At 33.6% G+C, this 2418-nt stretch carries 3 protein-coding genes and 1 riboswitch; of the genes, 1 reads left to right on the top strand and 2 read right to left on the bottom strand.

Features of this window, described 5'->3' with window-relative positions:
* Positions 1-475, top strand: a 475-nt coding sequence (locus V7068_RS18450; protein WP_499713991.1) for a DUF3298 and DUF4163 domain-containing protein, incomplete at its 5' end; no start/stop codon positions are given.
* Positions 476-534: 59 nt separating this feature from the next.
* Here the strand turns inward: V7068_RS18450 and V7068_RS18445 are convergent.
* Together V7068_RS18445 and V7068_RS18440 are read right to left on the bottom strand one after the other, a co-directional pair.
* A complete protein-coding gene (locus tag V7068_RS18445) occupies positions 535-1269 on the bottom strand; it encodes an alpha/beta hydrolase (RefSeq protein WP_499713990.1) in 735 nt (244 codons plus the stop codon).
* A gap of 281 nt (positions 1270-1550) precedes the next feature.
* Positions 1551-1729, top strand: a riboswitch (cobalamin riboswitch).
* A 234-nt stretch (positions 1730-1963) separates the two neighbouring features.
* The gene (locus V7068_RS18440; RefSeq protein WP_499713989.1) at positions 1964-2137 is read right to left on the bottom strand and encodes a hypothetical protein; all 174 of its coding nucleotides are present in this window, start codon (positions 2135-2137) and stop codon (positions 1964-1966) included.
* Between the last annotated feature and the right edge of the window lie 281 nt (positions 2138-2418).

Here is a 2418-nt window from a genome sequence, read left to right as displayed (position 1 = left end):
TAAAAGCTATAATCAACTAAAGAAAGATATGGAAGAACTTCAAGGAGATCCGCTATGTAAGGAGTACCCGCATGCTTGTCAATATGATTACACAACAAGCTATAAAGTGAAATATAATAAAAACGGAAAAGTCAGTATTCTTATCTTTGATTGGATGTACGCAGGTGGTGCACACGGTTCCGGTTCAGTCACAAGCTATAATTTCAATTTAAAAACAGGAAAGCACTATACACTGAGTAATACTCTTACATCCAAGGCAAAGTATACAAAAGTCACAAAATACGTAAAGAGTTACATGTCGAAACACCCTGATATCTTTTTTGAGGGCTATATATTAGATGATTTTAAGGTAGATAAAAACACTCAATTTTATTATACAGATAAAGGAATTGCTTTAATTTTCCAAGAATATGAGGTAGCTCCTTACGCAGTAGGCAATCCAGTTATTCACGTACCAAGTAAAGTTTATAAATAAGGCATATAAAAAAGGTGCAAATCCGAGGTTTGCACCTTTTTTACATCTATACAGACATGTCACAGCAACTCAAGAAATTCATAAATATCCTCATATAATTGTTCACGTTCTGGGCCTAGCGTTATAATATGGCCAGATTTTTCATACCACTTCAGCTCTTTTTCATATGAATTAACACCGTTATATATATTGTTTACACTCTCTAGATTAATAGTATGGTCTAGACGTCCTTGAGCTACAAACAAAGGAGCAAACACTTGATCTAAGTTTTCCCGCACATCCAAAATAAAATCTCTAATTGTCAAAATATTATTCATAGGAACCTTTTGAAACTCCCCCATTTCAGCCTCAATAGTTTCCTCACTTTTCCCTTCAAACTTTTTATAATTATAAGCGTAATCAATCACACGCTTTTGCATCGCTTCGTCTTTTTTCTGATACATAGGAGAGCACATCGTAACAACTCCACTTACTGAGAAATTATAGGCTAACTTTAATGAAAACACGCCGCCTAAAGATAAACCAACTGCAGCTATTTGCTCATATCCTTGACTTTTTAAAAACTGATACCCTTCTACTACACTTTGCCACCAATCTTCAACATTTGTCTCAATGAGCTCTTCTGGAGTAAGACCGTGTCCCTTATAGAGTGGAGCATAGCATGTATATCCTCGATCATTTAAATATTTCCCGAGCCTCTTCACATCCACTGTATTTCCAGTAAAACCATGCAATAAAAGAACGGCTCTTTCTCCTCCCTTGTACATAAATGGTTTAGGTGTAACAACTTTCATATATAAACGTCCTTTCTTCTTGCCCATTTTGCATATTCGATAAAAGCAGAAAACTGCTAAATTACTTCTTTTTTATCATTTTCCAAGATATTATTTCGATATACTTTTTTGATGACCCAATGTAAAATACTACACCCTATCATTACCTGTCAATAGCTTTCCCTTTATTCTCGACAATTTAAACAATATTAAAAATAAGAAACGTAGGAACTAAAAATATTTGTTTTTATTTGTAGTATTACTATAATAAAAATAAACAACGTAAAATCAATTAAGCCATTCAAATTATTTGTTATAAAGGTGTTCATGATAAACGTAAAAGGGAATCTGGTGAAAATCCAGAGCTCTCCCTGCAACTGTAAATGCTGATGAAATAAGCACAACCCATCGTAATTTATGGGAAGGGTTTAAAATAGGGAGATGCATAAGTCAGGAGATCTACTTTTATTGCATAGTGCTATTTTCTTTGAGATTTGAGGAAATAGGACGAGGGCTCTAATTTTTGAGGAGTTAATCGAAAAAACAAAAAGAAAATTTTAGACCTCTCTATCCAAAATCAACATATTGAACAAGCACTTCAGCCGTACATTAAGTTCAAAAATGGGGCATACATCTATAAACACGATTTCTAAGCGGCTCTTTTAAATGTTTAAATAAAAATAGCCTCTAGGCATGACCTAGAAGCTGTTTTTATTCACTTCTTATTTCCTAAAAAAGCACGTATCATTGTTCCTACAAACATAATACCTGCCCCACCTAATAAAAGAACTAAAAATGTGTTTTTTTCAATAACGTCTAGCGGGTAAAGCAAACTACCAAAAATCAGTAAAGCACCAAGCCCCGATATAATCCAGCCGAGTTTATTCAAGTTGTCTTCATCCTTTATCAAAAGTATTCATATCTATATATCTTACACCAAGTTTACAGAGTTTCAATGATTTCGCCCTCTTTTCTGTTTTAAAAGAAAGGCTATGTTTCAAAATAGTGTTGAAAATTAAGCGATTTTAAGGGAAGCCCTTTCGCTTCTCTTAATTCGCCTTTTAATAATAATGCATAAGCACTTAAAGGTCTTAGTGAATAGGTTACACATAAGCCGTCTCACTTAACAATTCGCTATTTCCGGTTTTTATACAATTGTAATTATAGTTC

The organism is Bacillus sp. JJ634 (assembly GCF_036962285.1).
Lineage (GTDB): Bacteria > Bacillota > Bacilli > Bacillales > DSM-1321 > Peribacillus > Peribacillus asahii_A.
This window is presented reverse-complemented; position numbering and strand designations above follow the sequence as displayed.

Excerpts from the sequence above, each read along its gene's own strand:
- V7068_RS18445 (WP_499713990.1), bottom strand. The coding sequence starts at position 1,269 with ATGAAAGTTGTTACACCTAAACCATTTATGTACAAGGGAGGAGAAAGA.